Here is a 19,194-nt window from a genome sequence, read left to right as displayed (position 1 = left end):
ATGGCATCGCGTCCGGCATGGCGACGATCCGGTGCCACGATCCTCTCGGCGCTGACGCTCGTGCTGATGCTGTCAAGCGCCGTCCTGATCGGTACCGGACCCGTGTCGGCGCAGACCGACACGCAGGCAGCCACACAAAACCCGCAGTTCCTGAAACTGAGCATCGACGGCGTCACCCCGACCGCCGTGACCACGACTACCGAACCCACCGTCACGGTCACCGGAACCGTCGCGAACGTAGGCGACCGCCCCGTCGCAGACATCGCGGTGCGACTGCAGCGTGCCCCGGCGGTGGACTCGAGTGAGGCGTTGCGTACCTCACTCGACCTCTACCAGGGCGAGTTCGACACAGTCGGGCCCTTCGTCCACGTCGCGTCGAACCTCCAGCAAGGTGAGCAAACGCAGTTCACGCTGTCGCTGCCACTACGTTCGCAGACCGATCGGTCCCTCGATATCGCCGAACCTGGCGTCTACCCGATGCTGGTCAACGTCAACGGCACTCCCGACTACGGCGGTGAGGCCCGCCTCGACGACGCCCGCTTCCTGCTCCCGGTGCTGGGGCTGCCACAGGCGGAAGGTGCCACCGACGCCGCCCCGCAGGGTTCGGACTCCGCGTCCGCGACGGCGCCTGTCCCACCCGACACATCGAATCCGGTCCCGGTCACGATGCTGTGGCCGCTCGCGGACAAGCCGCGGTTGGCGGCCGGGATCCCCGGATCGATCAACGAGAAGGTCCGGCTGGTCGACGACGACCTGGCGCGCTCACTGTCCCAGGGCGGCCGCCTCCACGAGCTGCTAGCCGCCGCCGAGTTCGCGACCGAGCCGGACGTGGACCGGGACGGCGAACTCACCGACAGCATGTGCCTGGCCATCGATCCCGACCTGCTGATCACGGCCAGCAACATGGCCCGGGGCTACGTGGTGGTCGACAATCCGGCCAACCCGACCGGACCCACCCATGAGGGCGATGGAAGCGACGCGGCCACGGCGTGGCTGCAGCGCCTCGAGTCGCTAGCCCAGAGAATGTGCGTCATCGCGCTGCCATTCGCTCAGGTCGATCTCGCGGCGTTGAGCACGGTCGACGACGAATCCCTCACCTCGAGTGCGTTGCTGGCGCCCGCCGACATTGTCGACCCGATCCTCGGCGTGACCTCAGTGCGAAACGTCACCTGGCCCGACGCCGGCCTCCTCGACGAAAACTCCGCGCAGATGTTGCACGAACTCGGACCCGCCACGACGCTGCTCGCGGCCAACGCGGTCGAGGCGACACCTGCGCCGGGCCGGAAGGTCACCGTCATGGGCGACGATGAGAACGCTCTCGACGCCGCCCTGTTCGACGTCTCGGCCGCGGCCGCCCTGGCCGCCGTCGGCTCGACCCCGCAGACTCCGTCGTACGTTCCCGAACAGGCACGCTACGACCTCGACCGCGATTCGCGCGCGGCCCGACTGCAGGACGCGCTGGGTGCGGTGACCTGGCGGACACTGCAGAAGACAGACGGCGGGAACCGGACGGGGGACCGGTCGATGCTCATCGTGCCTCCGCAGCAGTGGTCAGCCGACGGCGACGAGGCCGCGACCGTCCTGTCGACCGTCTCGACACTTCTCCGATCCGGCCTCGCGACGCCGCAACCGCTCGCGACGATCGTCGCGGAACAGCCCACCACACCCGACGTCGCGGACCTGGTCTATCCACAGCGCGCGATCCTCGACGGCATTCCCGAGTCCGTCGAGTTGGGGGTGGAGGCGCAGACGTCACGCATCGACGAGTTGCTCGCGACGCTGGTCGAAGACCCTCAGGTGCCATTGACGCCGAAACAGTTCATGGCGCCGTTGTACGAAGATCTACTGCGGGCGATGAGCCTGTCGAACCGGCGGGACAAGGGGTCTTCCGACGCGATGGATGGGGGCGCCGCCGGCGCGATGGACCAGGCCGCTCACACACGCGTGAGCAACGTCACCACCGCGATCGACAACATGTACCAGGCGGTCACGATCCTGGCCCCAGGCGGGGTGTATACGCTCGCGTCCGAGCAAAGCCCGTTGCTATTGGTGGCAAGAAACGACCTCCCGGTCGGGATCACCGTGGAACTGCAGGTCGACGCCCCCGAGGAAATGCAGATCACCGATATCGGGCCGCAGCAGCTGCCGCCTCGCGGCAGCCGGTCGTTGCAGGTACCTGCGGAGATCTCGGACTCCCGGACGATGGTGGTCAGCTTCTCCCTGACTACCGAAAACGGCCAGAACCTTGGTGAGCAAACTTCGGTCACTGTGCGGTCGAACGCGTACGGTCAAGCTTTGGCGATAATTACCGCGGGCGCTGGTGTACTTCTGCTGTTCCTAGCGGGACGACGGCTCTGGCACCGGTTCCGTGGACAGCCTGACCGAGCCGACGAAGGGTATCAACGTCCATGACCGAGAACTCTCCCGGCGAGGGCGATCGGCCGAAGGGACGGCCGGCTCCGTGGGGACGAGGTCCGGCACCATCGCAGCCACCGCGCCCAGTGCCACCGGGTGCGGTGCCACCCGGTGCCCGGCGCCCGATGCCCCCCGCCGGACCACGCCCCGGTCCGCCGAACGGCCCCCGCCTGCAGCAACCGGGTGTTCCGCCCCGGACGCCGCCGCGCCCGGGACCCGCAAATGGCCCGCGCCCGATGCCCCCCGCCGGACCACGCCCCGGTCCGCCGCCTCGGCCACCGAGACAGATGCCCGCAGGTCCCGTCGCCGCACCACCGCCTCCGCCGGGTCCCCCGGCCGGTCGGGAACCGGTGAACACCAGCGAGGAAGCGGAGAAGAAGAGCCTGCTGGCCGCGACCGGTTCCATCGCGTTCGCGACACTGATCAGCCGGATGACCGGGTTCCTCAAGCAGCTACTGCTGCTCACCGCGCTCGGCCCGGCCGTGGCCAGCGCCTTCACCGTCGCCAACCTGATCCCCAACATGATCTCCCAGCTGGTGCTCGGGGCGGTACTCACCGCGATCGTCGTGCCAGTCCTGGTCCGGGCCGAAAGTGAGGATCCCGACGGCGGCTCGGCCTTCGTCCGAAGGCTCTTCACCGCGTCCATCACGTTGCTGGGCGCGGCCGCTTTGCTGACGACCGCGGCCGCCCCGATCCTTGTCAAGTACGTATTTCTCCCGGAGCACGGCCGGGTCAACATTGCACTCGCCACAGCGCTGACACTGCTGCTGCTGCCGGCGATCCTGTTCTACGGGCTGTCGGCACTATTCACGGCGATCTTGAACACGCAGCAGGAATTCAAACCCGGAGCGTGGGCGCCCGTCCTGAACAACGTGGTGGTGCTCGGCATCCTCGCCGCGTACTGGTTGATTCCGGGGGGCATCTCGCTCGACCCGGTTCGGGTCAGCGATCCGCACCTGCTGCTCCTCGGTCTCGGCGTGACAGCGGGAGTCGTGGCACAGGCCGTGTGCCTGGTCCCGGCGATCCGCCGGCAGGGTATCTCGCTGCGACCGCTCTGGGGCATCGACGACCGCCTCAAGCAGTTCGGTGGCATGGCCGCCGCGATCGTGTTGTATGTGCTGATCAGCCAGGCCGGCATGGTGTTCGCTACCCGTGTCTCGGCGGACGTCGACGAGGCCGGCCCGGCGATCTACAACAACGCCTGGTTGCTGCTGCAGTTGCCCTACGGCGTTCTCGGCGTCACCGTGCTGACGGCGATCATGCCGCGTCTGAGCCGCAACGCGGCCGCCGACGACACCCCCGCCGTCGTCGACGATCTGTCGGTGGCCACGCGGTTGACGATGATCGCGCTCCTCCCGGTCATCACGTTCCTCACATTCGCGGGCCCGCAGGTCGGCCACGCGCTGTTCGGGTATGGCCTCTTCGAGGGGAGTGCCGAGCGCCTCGGCGAGGCCGTCAGCTGGTCGGCGTTCACGCTCATCCCGTACTCGCTCGTGCTGATCCATCTGCGGGTGTTCTATGCACGCGAGCAGGCGTGGACCCCGACGTGGATCATCCTCGGTATCACCGGCGTAAAGGTGGCGCTGTCGGCGCTGACGCCGTACGTCGCTTCGGACACCCAGCAGGTGGTGATCCTCCTCGGAGCGGCCAACGGGCTCGCGTTCGTGACGGGCGCGTTCATCGGTGGCTTTCTGCTGCACCGCAGCCTCGGCAACCTGCAGATGGCGAACGTCGGAAAGACGGTGTGGGTGGTGCTGCTGTCGTCCGCGGCGGGTGCCGTGGCGATGTTCGCGGCGGACCGGCTGCTGGGTCTGGACCGGCTGTCGGAGTCGTTCGGTGGCCCGGGCGCAATGATCCGCGTCGCGATCACCGGCGCGTTGATGCTCGTCGTCACATTCGTTCTTCTGTGGCTCGCGAAGGTCCCGGAGATCTTGGCGATCACGGTGTCTGTCCAGCGAAGGATCCCGGGGCTCCGTGACCGCGTCAGTCCCGAGGCGGAAGGGGCGCCGCCGGCGATCAGGGTGGCGGCGCAATTGCCGTACGAAGGCGATACCGAGTTGATTCCGGTGATCCGTAACATCCCCCGGTCTCTCGATCGGCCGGACGGGCTCCCGTACCCTGGACGCAGCGAGGCATACGTCGGCGGTGATTATATACCCGACCAATTCATGGAAGGAGCGCGTGTGAGCGACGACGACGTTGCCGACAGTAAGACCGGCACGTCCACCGACGTCACTGACGTCGCGGACGCCACCGACACAGCGGGCGCTACTGACGTCGCGGATGCGAATCCGGCGGACCAACAGTTGACCCCCTCAAACGACACGGACGAAAATGGCTCTGCTGCAGCTACTTCCGATTACGATACCGCGCATCAACCGACGGAGCGCACTCGCCGACGCGACCCGAACGTCGACACCGGCGTGCTACCGATCGGCTCGCCTCCACTGCCCCCGCTACGCGTGACCGGCTCGGCCCCCGAACCTCGTCGGCCGCTGCGTGGTCCCCAGCTGATGCCGGGCGTGTCGGTGGCCGGCGGACGCTACCGACTACTGGCGCCGCACGGCAGTGCCCGCGGGCTCGAGTTCTGGCAGGCTCTCGACATCAAGCTCGACCGCGAGGTGGCGCTCACCTTCGTCGATGCCGAGCAGCAAGTCGAGGGTGCCGCCGCAACCGGTCCCGACGGTCCGCAGGCGATCCTGTCCCGCACCCTGCGGCTGGGTCGAATCAACTCGCCCGGCCTCGCCCGCGTCCTCGACGTCGTGCGCGGTAGCTCCGGAGGCATCGTCGTCTCCGAGTGGACCCCGGGGCGGTCACTGAAGGAAATCGCAGCGACCGAACCGTCGCCGATCGGGGCGGCCCGGGCCGTACGCGCACTCGCTGCGGCGGCGGAGGCCGCGCACCGCGGCGGCAGCGCACTGTCGATCGACCAACCCGACCGGATCCGCATCAGCACCGCCGGTGACGCAGTTCTGGCATTCCCGGGAACCCTGTCCGACTCCGACCCGGCCTCCGACGTCAGGGGGCTCGGAGCGATGCTCTATGCCCTCATAACTGCACACTGGCCGTTTGCGGAAACCGCAGACGATCCGAGCGGCATGGACCCCGCCGAGCGAGACCCGTCCGGCCGTCCCGTCGAACCGCGGGCCGTGCGACCCGACGTCCCGTTCGAGATCTCCGCGGTCGCGGTGCGGGCGCTCGGTGGCGACAGTGGTATCCGCGCCGCCGCGACGGTGCAGCACATCCTCGAACAGGCAACGGTCGTCGACCAGAAGACCGAACTCATGCCGGCTCTGCGGCTGGGGCAGCGGGCACCTAGCGAGGACGAACACGATCTGGCCGATCCCGAGGCGGTAGCCGCTGAGAAGCGGAAATCGAACCGTACGCTGATCGCCCTGGTGTCGCTCGGAGCCCTCACCGTGGTGCTCCTCGCTCTGATCGGCTGGTGGCTGGCGAACCTGCTGGCCGGCGGCAACACCGACGAATCGCTCACGAACCAGGACATCGGTCTGACGACGACGGTGGAAGCACCCGCGCCGACGGCCGTGGTCCCGCCCCCGGCTCCCGTTCCACCCGCGGCCGAGCCCTTCATTATCCCCGCGTCGGCCTCGGCGTTCTCGCCCCAGGGCACGGCGGACAACGCCGAGACCGCGGATCTCGCGATCGACGGTAACCCGGAGACCGTCTGGGAAACCGAAACGTACTTCCAGCCGTTCCCAGCGCTCAAATCCGGTGTGGGCCTGATGGTGACGCTGCCCGACGCCGTGCGGCTGGCGAGCATGGAGATCGTTTCCCCAACGCCCGGAACACAAGTCGAGATCCGTTCCGCGCCGGCGCCGGACACAACGCTCGACCAGACGCACGTGATTGGAAACGCCACCCTGCGGGACGGCGCGACCGAGATCCCCCTGACGGCGGACGGCGCGACCAAGAACGTTCTCGTGTGGATCACCGACCTGAGCACGATAGACGGAAAGAACCAGTCGGCCATCGCCGAGGTGTCGTTCACGCCGGCGCCCTGATCCGGCGGACCGAACGTCGGACACGGCCCCCGACGGGATGAGCCGGGTACACGAGGTGCCAGGCAACAACTGATGGACTAACATCCGCCCGGTGCGAATCTTCAGGGGGGTCGCCAAGGCTGGTCTGTCGGACTCGGAGCTCTTGGCGGCACACGCGTCAGGTGACGCGGGCGCGTTCCCAGAGTTGCTGAGTCGGCACTACGACCACCTTTGGCACGTTGCAAGGAGAACGAGCTACACCGTCGAGGACGCCGCAGACGCCCTGCAGGAGGCGCTGCTGTCCGTGCATCGCACAGCGGGGTCGTTCCGGAAGGACGCGGCTGTTCGCAGCTGGCTGCACACGATCGTGGTGAACGCATGCCTCGACCGGATCCGCCGGAACCGTGTGCGGCCAACGGTGTCCCTGTCGTCCGATGAGGCAGTCGATCCCCGTGATGTGCGGGACTACGTCGCAGAGCGTGAGGTCACCCTGCTCGTCGACCAGGCCCTGCTGCGGTTGCCCGTCGAACAGCGCGCCGCGATCGTCGCGGTCGATATGGAGGGCTATTCGGTCGCCGAGGCCGCCCGGCGGCTCGGCGTGCCGGAGGGGACCATCAAGAGTCGCTGTGCGCGAGCGCGGAGCAAGCTCGCATCACATTTGGAATACTTGCGCGAGGTAGGGAACCGATCCTGATCTCCTCGCGTCTGAACCAAGTGAAGGCGCAACTGCGTACCGAAACTTGCAGGTAGGAGGTGAGATGACCGTTCACGACGGTGACGAGACGCTGGGCCCCCCGTTCTCGACTGACTTGCTCGCCGACCTGCATGCGGGCGTCCTGCCTCACGACATCAGCACTCGGCTGTGGCCGCTCGTGCGCCAGGATCCGGCCGCCCTCGCCGTGATCGATGCCCTCGACGCCGTCTCCGCCGACCTTGGCGAGGCGGGCCGCGACCACAGCCTCGGGACGCGGGTCCCTCCGGAGATCGTGACTCGTATCAACACCGCTCTGGCACAAGATGATTCGCGTCCTTCTGCAACCGTGACGGAGTTGACGGAGGTTCGGACGAGACGGCCGGCGCGCACCTGGATTGCGGTGGCGGTCGCATCGACTGCCGCGGCTGTCAGTGTGGTCTTCGCACTCGGCCGCATGGACCCGACAGGACCGGCCGCACCCGCGGCGGTCGCAACGTCCACGGCGGGGACGCCGCAGCCCCCAGCGGTCGACCTCGGGACCGACATCGACGGCGGTCAGGTCCTAGCGCTGTTGGGTGATGCAGATTCGTCGAACGCGGACGGTGTTGGCCGCCTCGCCGACCCTGAGTCCCGTGCTACCTGCCTGCAGGCCAACGGAATTGACCGGTCGGTACCCGTACTGGGAATGCGGGAAGTCCGGTTCCGCGGCAGCGACGCCGTGCTCCTACTCCTCCCTGGACCCCGTCCACCTGGACTCACAGCGCTGGTCGTCGGCAGCGGTTGCGACGCCACCAACCCCGACTTGCTCTCACGGACCGAGATCGGTTGAGCGTCTCGTGAAGAAGTGCTCCCAAGATCATCTATAGGGCGATTTCCGGTTCGCGCACCACATGACGCCGCCACCCTCATCGTGAGGGTGGCGGCACAATCGTTGACGGCGCTGCGGTGTCAGCTGGTGGTGCTACCCGTCGACCCGGCACCGGCCCCGGCACCCGCGAACGATCCGGTACCCGCCGAACCGGCACTGCCCGTCGAGCCGGCCCCCGCGCCCGCGAACGAACCGGCACCGAAGCACAAGGAGCCCGGACACTTCTCCACGGCGATCACCGACACCGTGTCGTCGAGAGCGTTGGCGACGTAAACGCGGGACCCGAGCGGAGACACCGCCACGCCGGTAGGGAAGTCCCCGCCCGTGATGGTGTCGACCACCGAATTCGAGAACGTGTCGACCACCGACACCGTGCCGTCGAGAGCGTTGGCGACGTAAACGCGGGACCCGTCCGGAGACACCGCCACCCCGGACGGAGCGGTCCCGACGGTAATGGTGTCGACCACCGAATTCGAGAACGTGTCGACCACCGACACCGTGCCGTCGGAAGTGTTGGTGACGTAGACGCGGGACCCGTCCGGAGACACCACCACCCCGAACGAGCCGGCCCCGACCGTAATGGTGTCGACCACCGAATTCGAGGAGGTGTCGACCACCGACACCGTGCCGTCGTCGAAGTTGGTGACGTAGACGCGGAACCCGTCCGGAGACACCGCCACCCCGGACGGACCCGCCCCGACCGTGACCGTGTCGACCACCGAATTCGAGAACGTGTCGACCACCGACACCGTGCCGTCGAGAGCGTTGGTGACGTAGACGCGGAACCCGTCCGGAGACACCGCCACCCCGGACGGACCCGCCCCGGCCGTGACCGTGTCGACCACCGAATTCGAGAACGTGTCGACCACCGACAAAGTGTCGTCACCCTCGTTGGTGACGTAGACGCGGAACCCGAGCGGAGACACCGCCACCCCGGACGGAACCGCCCCGACCGTGATCGTGTCGACCACCGAGTTCGAGAAAGTGTCGACCACGGACACCGTGCCGTCACCATTGTTGGCGACGTAAACGCGGGACCCTGTCGGGGACACCGCCACATCGAGCGGGACGTTTCCGACCGGAATAGTGTCGACGACGCTGTCCGCAGCCGCTGCCCCCGCACCCAAACCGGCCACACCCAGCACCATCGCCGACACCGCTGCCACACCCATCACCAGACGCACTACACGCCCCCCGATAGTGCCGCGTGCTCGTAAACCACTGAACCAATTCACGTTTCTCTCCCACGGTAGAAGAACAAAACGGACAGGCAATGCAGTGACACAAACCGGCACCCGGACCAGACGCCGGACGCGGGGAGGCTAACAACCACAACACCGAAACACCCGGAGAAACACCGAAACCCCCCACAAGCGCCAGCCCGGTCGCTGCGGCAGATCGGTCAATGAGCCTGGGGCGCCGCCACCCCCCACATTCGAGGTGACGACGCCCCGGCTCACCAGGTGGCGGTTCAGCTCGATGTGCTGCCCGCCGAACCGGCACCGGCCCCGGCGCCCGCGAACGACCCGCCACCTGTCGACCCCGAACTGCCCGTCGAACCGGCACCTGCACCCGCCAAAGAACCGGCTCCGAAGCACAATGAGCCCGGGCACTTCTCGACGGCGATCACCGACACCGTGCCGTCACCGGCGTTGGTGACGTAGACCCGGGACCCGTCCCGGTTCACCGCCACCCCGAACGGGAGGTTCCCGACCGCAATGGTGTCGACCACCGTATTCGAGAGGGTGTCGATCACCGACACCGTGCCGTCAGGGCGGTTAGTGACGTAGGCGCGGGCCCCGGATGGGGTGACCGCCACGCCCCGAGGGAGGTTCCCGACCGTGACGGTGTCGATGACGGTGTTGGTGAAGGTGTCGATCACCGACACCGTGCCGTCGGCCAGGTTCACAACGTAGACACGGGACCCGTCGGGATTGATCGCCACCCCGAACGGGTCGGCCCCGACCGGAATGGTGTCGACCACTGTATTCGTGAAGGCGTCGATCACCGACACCGTGCCGTCCCCACTGTTGGCAACAAAGACGCGGGCCCCAAGCGGGGACACCGCCACCCCGGCGGGGGTGGCCCCGACCACAATGGTGTCCACCACCGAGTTCGTGAAGGTGTTGATCACCGACACCGTGCCGTCACTCACGTTGGAGACGTAGACGCGGGCCCCGAGCGGGGACACCGCCACCCCGGACGGGGCAGCCCCGACCGCAATGGTGTCCACCACCGTATTCGTGAAGGTGTTGATCACCGACACCGTGCCGTCACTCTGGTTGGTGACGTAGACGCGGGCTCCTAGCGGGGACACCGCCACCCCGAACGGAGCGTTTCCGACCGGAATGGTGTCGACCACTGTGTTCGTGACGGTGTTGATCACCGACACCGTACCGCCAATGTTGTTGGTGACGTAGGCGCGGGACCCCAATGGGGACACCGCCACCCCGATCGGCTCGCTCCCGACGGGAATGGTGTCGATGACGGTGTCCGCGGCTGCGGCCCCCGCTCCCGCACCGGTCATACCCAGCACCATCGCCGAAACAGCTGCCGCACCGAACACCAGACGCACTACACGCCCCGCGATGGTGCGGCGTTCTCGTAAACCACTGAACCAATTCACGTTTCTCTCCCACGGTCGAAGAACAAAACGGACAGGCAATGCAGTGACACAAACTGGCACCCGGACCAGACGCCGGACGCGGGGAGGCTAACAACCACAACCCCGAAACACCCGGAGAAACACCGAAACCCAGCACAAGCACTAGTCCGGCTGCAGCAGATCGGGCAATGGAGTTGGGCGCCGCCACCCCCACACTGGGGTGACGGCGCCTCAGGTCACCTAGGTGGCGGTTCAGCTGGTAGCGCTGCCGGCCGACCCGGCACCGGCCCCGGCACCCGCGAACGACCCCGTACCCGCAGAACCGGCACTGCCCGTCGACCCGGCCCCGGCGCCCGCGAACGAACCGGCACCGAAGCACAATGAGCCCGGGCACTTCTCCACGGCGATCACCGACACCGTGCCGTCACCGGCGTTGGCGACGTAGACGCGGGACCCGTCCCGGTTCACCGCCGCCGCGAACGGGTCGTCCCCGACCGTGATTGTGTCGATCACCGCGTTCGTGCCGGTGTCGATCACATCCACCGTGCCGTCACCGCTGTTGGTGACGTAAACGCGGGACACGTCCGGGGTGACCACCACGCCCCTGGGGAACACCCCGACCGTGACGGTATCGATGACAGCGTTCGTGGCGGTGTCGATCACCGACACCGTGCCGCCGAGCTGGTTCGCAACGTAGACGCGGGACCCGGACGGGTTCACAGCCACCCCGACGGGGTTGGCCCCGACCGTAATGGTGTCGACCACCGCGTTCGTGAAGGCGTCGATCACCGACACCGTGCCGCCGAGCTGGTTGGTGACGTAGACGCGGGATCCGAACGGGGACACCGCCACCCCGAACGGGCCAGACCCGACCGTAATGGTGTCGACCACCGTATTCGTGAAGGTGTCGATCACATCGACCGTGCCCTCAGCCTGGTTGGCGACGTAGGCGCGAGCCCCGAGCGGGGACACCGCCACCCCGGCCGGGCCAGACCCGACCGTAATGGTGTCGACCACCGTATTCGTGAAGGTGGCGATCACATCCACTGTGCCGTCACCCTGGTTGGCGACGTAGGCGCGAGCCCCGAGCGGGGACACCGCCACCCCGAACGGACTGTTTCCTACCGGGATGGTGTCGACCACCGAGTTCGAGACGGTGTCCACCACCGACACCGTGCCGTCACCGCTGTTCGCAACGTAGGCGCGAGCCCCGAGGGGGGACACAGCCACCGCGACCGGATCGGCCCCGACCGGAATGGTGTCGATGACAGTGTCCGCGGCCGCGGCCCCCGCACCCATACCGGCCACACCCAGCACCATCACCGGCACCGCTGCCACACCGAACACCAGACGCGTCGCACGCCCCGCGATGGTGCGGCGTTCTCGTAAACCACTGAACCAATTCACGTTTCTCTCCCACGGTAGAAGAACAAAACGGACAGGTCATGCAGTGACACAAACCGGCACCCGGACCAGACACCGGACCGGGGGAGGCTAACAACCACCACGCCGAAACCCCCGGAGAAACACCGAAACCCCACACACGCGCCATCCCGGTCGCTGCAACAGACCGGTCAACGAACCTGGAGCGCCGCCACCCCTACCCTCGAGGTGACGGCACGTCAGCTCACCTAGGTGGCGGTATCAGCTCGTAGTGCTGCCCGTCGAACCACCAGCCAACGAACCCGCGCCGGCCAAAGAACCGCTGCCGAGTGAGCCGGCACCCACCAGCGAGCCGGCGCCGACGAGGGACCCAGTCTCGATACACAGCGATCCGAGGCACCTCTCGACGGCGATCACCGACACGGTGTCGTCAAGGCGGTTGGTGACGAAGACACGGAATCCATTTGGGGTCACCGCCACACCGGACGGTCCGCCCCCCACCGTGACAGCGTCGATGACAGTGTTGCCGGAGGTCGCGATCACATCCACTGTGCCGTCGACACCGTTCGTGACGTAGACCCGGGACCCGTCCGGGGTCACCGCCACTCCGACCGGGGAGTTCCCGACCGGGACGGTGTCTACCACCATGTTCGTGCCGATGTCGATCACCGACACCGTGCCGTCGGACAGGTTTGCGACGTACACACGGGACCCATCCGGGGTCACCGCCACACCCCGGGGGAGGTTCCCGACCGTGACGGTATCGTCGACGGTGTTGCCGGCGGTCTCGATCACCGATACCGTGCCGACACTATTGTTGGCAACGTAGACATGGGACCCGTCCGGGGTGACTGCCAGTTCGTTCGGGGCATCTCCGACCGTGACGGTATCGACCTCGGTGTTCGTACCAGTGTCGATCACTGACACCGAATCGCTGTTGCTGTTGGCGACGTAGACCTCGGACCCGTCCGGGCTCACGGCCACACCGGACGGACCGGACTCCACCATGACGGTATCGACCACCGTGTTCGTGAAAGTGCTGATCACCGACACCGTGCCGTCAGAAGCGTTCGCGACGTAGACGTGGGATCCGTTCGGGGTCACCGCCGCGCCGACCGGGAAGGTCCCGACCGCAACGGTATCGACCACCGTGTTCGTGAAAGTGCTGATCACCGACACCGAGTCATCCAGAAAATTGGTGACGTAGGCCCGGGACCCGTCCGGGGTCACTGCCACCCCGATCGGTGTGTTCCCGACCGGGACGGTGTCGATGACGGTGTCCGCTGCCGCGACCGATGCCCCCATGGCGCCCGCACCCAGCACCATCACGGAAACAGCTGCCGTACCCAGCGTCAGACGAGCAGCACGCCTGCCGACCGCACGTAGAGAATGAGAGTCCCTGAGCCAATTCACATTTCTCTCCTACCAATGAGGAACAAAACGGACAGGCCTTGCAGGTTGACAACCGGCGGCCGGACCTAGACGCCAGCCGATGGGAGGCTAACAAGGACAATCCCGATGCAATCGGAGACTCGCCGCAGGCCACACACAACCGATGTGCCGCCAGACCGGTTGCGGTAGTAGTGAAGTCGTTGTCAGCCTAACTACCAGAATCAGCTGGTAGAGCTGCCTGTCGAAGTGACGCCCGCCAACGACCCACCGCTGGCCAACGAACCGCTTCCTAGCGATCTGGCACCCACCAGCGAACCACCACCGACCAGGGACCCGGTGTCGATACACAGCGATCCGAGGCACTTATGGACGGCGATCACCGACACCGTGTCGTCCGAACGGTTGGTGACGTAGACGCGGGACCCGTCCGGACTCGCCGCCACACCGAACGCGTCGCTTCCCACCGGAATCGTCTCGACCACGGTGTTGCCGCTGGTCTCGACCACCGACACCGTTTCATCAATACCGTTGGCGACATACACTCGGAACCCCTCCGGGGCCACCGTCACCCCCTGCGGGAGGTCTCCGACCGTGACGGTATCGACCACCATGTTCGTGGCAGTCGCGATCACCGACACCGTGTCGTCGAACGCGTTGGTGACGTAGACCCGGGACCCGTCCGGAGTTACCGCCACACCGAACGCTCCGGCCCCGACCGTGACGGTATCGATGACGGTGTTGCCGACGGTCTCGATCACCGAAACCGTGCCGTCGAACGCGTTGGAAGCGTAGACGCGGGACCCGTCCGGGCTCACCGCCAGCACGTTCGGGGCGTCCCCCACCGTGACGGCATCGACCTCGGTGTTCGTGACGGTGTCGATCACCGACACCGTGTCGTCGCCACTGTTGGTGACGTAGACACGGGACCCGTCCGGGCTCGCCGCCACACCGGACGGTCCGATCCCTACCGTGACGACATCGATCACCGTATTCGTGAAGGTGCTGATCACCGACACCGTGCCGTCGACTTGGTTGGTGACGTAGACACGGGACCCGGAAGGCGACACAGCCACCCCGACCGGGAAGTCCCCAACCGCGATGGTGTCGCCCACTGTGTTCGTGAATCTGCTGATCACCGACACCGAATTGTCACCGCGGTTGACTACGTAGGCGCGGGACCCGAAGGGAGACACAGCGACCCCGTTAGGGGAGTCCCCAACCGCGATGGTGTCGATGACCGTGTCCGCTGCCGCGTTCCCCACCCCGGCCACACCCAGCACCGTCGCCGAAACAGCCGCCGCGCCCAACACCAGACGCGCGGCACGTCCCCCGGCTACGCGTGGACCACGAAAATCACTGAGCCAATTCACATTTCTCTCCCACCGCAGAGGAACAAGACGCACAGGCCATGCAGTGACACAAATCGGCGGCCGGACCCAGACACCAGCCGAAATGAGGCTAACAACCACAAACCCGATGCAACTGGGCTTTCCGCCCATTTGCACATACCCCGCCACTGCACGCGCGAGGGACCGGCTAGAGACGGAGTGCGCACGACTCCCCAGCGAAGCGCACCGGTGGGGACGGTAGTTTCTTGGGAATAGATGCTGGACAACGGATTACAGCTCCAGTTGGTGCGCGGTGGTCCGCGACGGCGACCAGCTCACTCGAGGATCCGAAGCCACACCTCGACTGCCAACGACCGCATCTGTGGTGGAGCGACATCAATAGGGGCCTATCGAGCAGGGCCTATCGAGCAGGGCCTATCGAGCAGGGCCTATCGAGCAGGGCCTATCGAGCAGGGCCTATCGAGAGTCGGACGGCGGCGAGGCGCCCAGGTCCCGCCGCTCGGCGAAGTCGCTACTGCGATCACCGGAGCTGCGGGCAGCCGCAGGACTGCACGACGATGTTCGCCTCCCGTCCGACGCGCTGACCGAGTTCATGTCCAGCATCCGGCCGCGCGGCACGCCCATGTGGGGAACGTCGATCCGCTCCCGCCGAAGGTCCCAGCACCGGTCCGCCCTGGTATGACCCAGTACACATCGGCGGTTCCACGTGAAACGTTCTACGCGGTCGGTCGTGTGCGTCCCCGGGAACCCCGGGAACAACACCAACTAATCTGGTGTTGAGCTGACCAACCCCGCGAGGTACATCGTCAGCGTTGAACCCGCGTGACCGCAGCAACGAAAGCTGTCCACCGGACGGCCCCAGAGGACAGGAAAGGCCCGCATGACTACTCCGACCACGGTCCGTGACCTCATCATTGTCGGCTCGGGACCCGCCGGATACACCGCCGGCGTATATGCCGCCCGCGCGGAACTCCAGCCCCTCTTGTTCGAGGGCACGCAGTTCGGCGGAGCACTGATGACCACCACCGAGGTCGAGAACTTCCCGGGCTTCCGTGAGGGCATCATGGGCCCGGATCTGATGGAGGAGATGCGGGAGCAGGCCAAGCGCTTCGGCACCGACATCCGTACCGAGGACGTCGAGGAGATCGAGCTGGACGGTCCGGTCAAGAAGGTGGTCGCGAACGGCGAGACCTACTACGCCCGCGCGATCATCCTGGCGATGGGCGCTGCCGCCCGCTATCTCGGCATCCCCGGCGAGGAGAGGCTCCTCGGCCGTGGCGTGAGTGCCTGCGCGACATGCGACGGCTTCTTCTTCCGTGACCAGGACATCGTCGTCGTCGGCGGTGGTGACTCCGCAATGGAGGAGGCCACCTTCCTGACCAAGTTCGCTCGCAGTGTCACACTGGTGCACCGTCGTGAGGAGTTCCGCGCGTCGCGCATCATGCTCGAGCGCGCCAAGGCGAACGAGAAGATCCGCTTCGTGACCAACGCCGTTCCGGTCGAGGTACTGGGCGAGAACAGCGTCACCGGCCTGGTGATTCGCGACACCGTCACTGGCGAACAGTCGACGCTGGATGTCACCGGCATGTTCGTCGCGATCGGCCACGATCCGCGTAGCGAACTCGTCAAGGGCCAGGTGGACCTCGACGCGGCCGGCTACGTGACGGTGCAGTCGCCGACCACCACGACCTCGGTCGAGGGTGTCTTCGCCGCCGGTGACCTGGTGGACCACACCTACCGTCAGGCGATCACGGCCGCTGGGACCGGCTGCTCGGCGTCGATCGACGCCGAGCGCTGGCTGGCCGAGCAGGGTGAGATAACCGCGAACACCCTCGCCGCCGCCGGTAAGCCCGTCGACGCCTGATCTGTACCCCGTCCAGCCGTCTTCTACTCAAGATCCAGGAGGATCCGTGGCGAACACAATCACGATCAATGACGACTCGTTCAAGCAGGAGGTTCTCGATTCCGAGAAGCCCGTGCTCGTCGACTTTTGGGCCACCTGGTGCGGCCCATGCAAGATGGTGGCCCCGGTGCTCGACGAGATCGCCGGCGAGCACGCCGACAAGCTCACGGTCGCGAAGCTGGACATCGACCAGAACCCCGGCGCAGCCCGCGACTTCCAGGTGATGTCGATCCCGACGATGATCCTCTTCCAGGGCGGCGAGCCCGTGAAGACGATCGTCGGCGCGAAGGGCAAGGCAGCCCTCCTCAAGGATCTCGCCGACGTGCTCTGATCCCACCCCGCTCCGCTCGGCCCGCGGGCCTCGATTCGGCCACAGTGTGACCTGACCGCCACTACAGCCTTGTCACACTGTGGCCTACTAGACTGCCGACCGCCCGGAACGGTCTGAGAGAATCGAACGACGTCAGCAAAGAAAGGCCACGAGCATGCAGCTACTCCGTCACGGCGATCACGGCCCCGCCGTCGCCGAGATTCGGGGTACTTTGACTGGCCTGGGTTTCCTCCACAACGGAGTTGCAGACACCCACCGCGAAGCGGTGCAGGGCTCGCACTGGGTCGCGCCCGACGCCGTGTTCGATCACCATCTCGACTCCGCGGTTCGCGCGTTCCAGCAGCAGCGCGGCCTGCTTGTCGATGGCATCGTCGGTCCGGCGACCTATCGATCCCTCAAGGAAGCGTCGTACCGGCTCGGCGCCCGCACCCTGATCTATCAGCTGTCCGCCCCGCTGTACGGCGACGATGTCGCTGCGCTCCAGACCCGCCTGCAGGACCTGGGCTTCTACATCGGCCGCGTCGACGGCTACTTCGGCCCGCAGACCCATGACGCGCTCAGCTCGTTTCAGCGTGAGATCGGCATCGCAGCCGACGGTATCTGCGGCCCCGCAACGCTGCGCTCGCTCCAGTTGCTCGGCACCCGTGTCTCGGGTGGTTCGCCGCACGCCATCAGCGAGCAGGAACTGGTCCGCCGATCCGGCCCGCAACTGAGCGGCAAGCGGATCGTGATCGATCCCGGTCTCGGTGGCCCCAATACCGGCTCGATCGTGAACACGCCGAGCGGCCCGATGAGCGAGGCCGAGATTCTGTGGGATCTCGCGAGCCGGCTGGAGGGCCGAATGGCTGCGACCGGCATGGAGACCTTCCTCTCACGTCCGCAGTACGCCGACCTCAGCGACGCCGAGCGCGCCGAGACCTCGAACAAGTTCGACGCCGACTTGATGATCGCGCTGCGGTGTGACAGCCACGTCAGTCCCTCCGCGAGCGGTGTCGCGAGCTTCCACTTCGGCAACTCGCACGGATCGACGTCGACGATCGGGCAAATCCTCACCGGTTTCATCCAGCGAGAGATTGTGGCGCGAACGCCGTTGCGGGACTGCAGGACTCACGGGAGAACCTGGGATCTGTTACGGCTCACCAAGATGCCGACCGTCCAAGTCGACATCGGTTATCTCACAAACGATTTCGACGTCGCAGTGCTCACCGATCCTCGACAGCGCGACACGATCGCCGAGGCTATCCTCATCTCGGTCAAGCGCCTGTACCTCCTGGGGCAGGACGATGCACCCACTGGGACGTTCACCTTCGCCGAGTTGCTCGCCGAGGAACTGTCCAGCGCCGACCGTCTCGGGTAGGCACACCACCGGACCCCTCGCCGCGTTCTCCTGGGCCCGAGAACGGGCCTAGCAGGCCCCCACGGCGCTTTTTTCGCCGATATCGACCACCGACAAGGATGCGACCTCCAGGAGCCGGTCCAGGGCCGCCTCGACGTCCGCCTTCCACAGGTGGTCCCGGTCGAGTTCCAGCCGAAGGCGCGGGAACCGGTGGTGTGGTGCGACCACTTCGAATCCGATGTCCTCCAGGAAGTCGGCGTTGATCATGCACTCCTGCGGCGAGCACTCCAAGGCCGCTGTGGCGGCCGGGACGTCACTGGATGCGTCGACGCCGCGAATCCCGAACGCCTCGAGGGCTCGGACGCCGCGTCGGATGAGATCACCGACGGCGGCCTGGATCAGCGTCGCACCCAGGCCGTGTTCCTCGCCTATGGGTTCGAGCCGCATCGTGGTCAGGAGGATGGCATCAGCGCTGACGGGGGAGGTGGGGAACAGGTCGGCTCGGGGCACCATGCTCGGTGGGGCGTACAGGGCGCAGCCCGCGGGCTTGTCATCGACCAGGGCCACCTGGCCGCAAGATCCCCATTCGAGCATGACCATCGACAGCCACGCTTCCTTCTCGAACTCGGGATCGTGAAGATCGCGGAACTCGGGAGAGGTGCGGACCGCTGGGTCCATCTCCCAGAAGACGCATCGCCGCGCGTGCGATGACAGCTTGTCGAGACCCTCCAGGGTAAGTGATGTGATGCTAGTCGACACCGTGTTCGCCAGCCTCCATGCCCCCAGCCTCCATACCACTCGGGGAGTCTCACCCGCCTCGACGGAACTACCCTCCAGGATAGGGGATAGTTCCGTCCTCAGCGCACCAGCGACATTCGGCCGGCCCGCCCGTTGGTTCCGCGCTCAGCGGTATCGGG

The 19,194-nt window shown here is 66.6% G+C and carries 13 protein-coding genes; 7 read left to right on the top strand and 6 right to left on the bottom strand.

Features of this window, described 5'->3' with window-relative positions:
• From EF834_RS12145 to EF834_RS12130, 4 genes are all read left to right on the top strand, one after another.
• A complete protein-coding gene (locus EF834_RS12145) occupies positions 1-2,412 on the top strand; it encodes a DUF6049 family protein (RefSeq protein ID WP_408014504.1) in 2,412 nt (803 codons plus the stop codon).
• Positions 2,413-2,702: 290 nt separating this feature from the next.
• Positions 2,703-6,437 (top strand): lipid II flippase MurJ, encoded by a 3,735-nt coding sequence (locus tag EF834_RS12140; protein ID WP_408014503.1) that lies wholly within the window; start codon positions 2,703-2,705, stop codon positions 6,435-6,437.
• Between the two features lie 91 nt (positions 6,438-6,528).
• On the top strand, positions 6,529-7,110 hold the full coding sequence (gene sigM / locus EF834_RS12135) for an RNA polymerase sigma factor SigM (RefSeq protein WP_127947485.1): 582 nt from the start codon (positions 6,529-6,531) through the stop codon (positions 7,108-7,110).
• Between the two features lie 64 nt (positions 7,111-7,174).
• Entirely contained in the window at positions 7,175-7,939 is a 765-nt protein-coding gene (locus tag EF834_RS12130) for a hypothetical protein (protein WP_127947484.1), read from the top strand.
• Positions 7,940-8,058: 119 nt separating this feature from the next.
• On the opposite strand, the gene EF834_RS12125 is transcribed toward EF834_RS12130, so the two are convergent.
• The 5 genes from EF834_RS12125 to EF834_RS12105 form a co-directional block, all read right to left on the bottom strand.
• Positions 8,059-9,213 carry a YVTN family beta-propeller repeat protein gene (locus EF834_RS12125; protein WP_268960996.1) on the bottom strand — a complete coding sequence of 385 codons (1,155 nt, stop codon included), beginning with the start codon at positions 9,211-9,213 and terminating at the stop codon, positions 8,059-8,061.
• A 236-nt stretch (positions 9,214-9,449) separates the two neighbouring features.
• Positions 9,450-10,604, bottom strand: coding sequence for a YVTN family beta-propeller repeat protein (locus EF834_RS12120; RefSeq protein WP_235871146.1), 1,155 nt, complete (start codon positions 10,602-10,604; stop codon positions 9,450-9,452).
• A 231-nt stretch (positions 10,605-10,835) separates the two neighbouring features.
• A complete protein-coding gene (locus tag EF834_RS12115; protein WP_206615261.1) occupies positions 10,836-11,990 on the bottom strand; it encodes a beta-propeller fold lactonase family protein in 1,155 nt (384 codons plus the stop codon).
• A gap of 237 nt (positions 11,991-12,227) precedes the next feature.
• Positions 12,228-13,379, bottom strand: a complete 1,152-nt coding sequence (locus EF834_RS12110; RefSeq protein WP_206615260.1) for a beta-propeller fold lactonase family protein — start codon at positions 13,377-13,379, stop codon at positions 12,228-12,230.
• A 200-nt stretch (positions 13,380-13,579) separates the two neighbouring features.
• On the bottom strand, positions 13,580-14,728 hold the full coding sequence (locus tag EF834_RS12105; RefSeq protein WP_206615259.1) for a beta-propeller fold lactonase family protein: 1,149 nt from the start codon (positions 14,726-14,728) through the stop codon (positions 13,580-13,582).
• Positions 14,729-15,587: 859 nt separating this feature from the next.
• Here EF834_RS12105 and trxB point away from each other — a divergent pair.
• From trxB to EF834_RS12090, 3 genes are all read left to right on the top strand, one after another.
• Positions 15,588-16,571, top strand: a complete 984-nt coding sequence (gene trxB / locus EF834_RS12100; protein ID WP_127947482.1) for a thioredoxin-disulfide reductase — start codon at positions 15,588-15,590, stop codon at positions 16,569-16,571.
• Positions 16,572-16,617: 46 nt separating this feature from the next.
• Positions 16,618-16,941 (top strand): thioredoxin, encoded by a 324-nt coding sequence (gene trxA / locus EF834_RS12095; protein ID WP_127947481.1) that lies wholly within the window; start codon positions 16,618-16,620, stop codon positions 16,939-16,941.
• Positions 16,942-17,095: 154 nt separating this feature from the next.
• Positions 17,096-18,298, top strand: a complete 1,203-nt coding sequence (locus EF834_RS12090; RefSeq protein ID WP_127947480.1) for an N-acetylmuramoyl-L-alanine amidase — start codon at positions 17,096-17,098, stop codon at positions 18,296-18,298.
• Positions 18,299-18,346: 48 nt separating this feature from the next.
• On the opposite strand, the gene EF834_RS12085 is transcribed toward EF834_RS12090, so the two are convergent.
• Complete coding sequence (locus EF834_RS12085) at positions 18,347-19,036, bottom strand: GNAT family N-acetyltransferase (protein ID WP_127947479.1); 690 nt, start codon at positions 19,034-19,036, stop codon at positions 18,347-18,349.
• Positions 19,037-19,194 lie beyond the last annotated feature (158 nt).

The sequence above is a fragment of the Rhodococcus spongiicola genome (assembly GCF_004011835.1).
Taxonomy (GTDB): Bacteria; Actinomycetota; Actinomycetes; order Mycobacteriales; family Mycobacteriaceae; genus Prescottella; species Prescottella spongiicola.
Note: the sequence above shows the minus strand (reverse complement) of the source record. Positions and strands in the feature narration are given on the sequence as shown.